General features: G+C 75.3%; 1 pseudogene. It reads right to left on the reverse strand.

Features of this window, described 5'->3' with window-relative positions:
* Positions 1-133 precede the first annotated feature (133 nt).
* A pseudogene (locus B7767_RS24720) lies at positions 134-787 on the reverse strand (hydrolase); the annotation flags it as partial.

The following is a 787-nucleotide window of genomic DNA, read 5'->3' on the forward strand; positions in this document are numbered from 1 at the left end:
GGCGGGGCCGTCGGCATGGGAGCGCCCCGCCGGTGACGCGACCGCGGTGTGCGGTCCCGCCCGGCGCGGCCCCCGGGACACGTGCCGGCTCCGCTCGCGCGGCCGGTCGGCCGCTACCGGCGGACGGTCCGGGTCACACCGTGAGCCTGACCGCTTCGATCCACGAGTCGTTGTCGTGGGTGCCGACGTAGGTGAAGTCGAAGCCGGTCCCGGGTTCGTCGCACACCAGGCCGAGCCAGGTGTCGTCGTGGACGTAGGAGGTCTGGCAGACGGAGCCGGCGCCGAGGTCGACGCTGATGCTGAACCCCAGCATGTGCGGAGCGCCTTCCTCGGTGCTGCCGACGTAGTTGTCGACGCCGTCGGCGACACTCGTCCACTCGTCGGCGTAGTGCCCTGTGCCATCGGTCGACGCGGGGTTGTGGGTGAAGGCGCCACCGGATGTGCCGTTGGTTCCGGACACGGCGATGTTGGCGGCCGTGAGCGTTCCCGAGCCGGGGGTGCCCGCCACCTCGCCGTCGCACGCCACGTCGCTCCAGCCCTGGCCCGCGGCGTGGACCCGGTAGCAGATGTGCCGTCCGCCCGGATCGTCCGCGGCCAGTTGCTGGACGGCGGTCGCCGCGGTCCTCTCCGGCGCCTTCTCCTCCTTCTCCGCGGAACCACCGTCCCCCGCTCCCGCCCCGGCCCCGGCTCCGTCCCCGTCGGTCCGCGGCGTCCCGGCCGCGGCCGGGGGCGCCGTGACGCCGGCGGGCGGGGCCTTCGGCGCGTCGAGGGACGGTGCGGGGGCGGG

Source organism: Streptomyces sp. 13-12-16 (assembly GCF_002114215.1).
GTDB lineage: Bacteria > Actinomycetota > Actinomycetes > Streptomycetales > Streptomycetaceae > Streptomyces.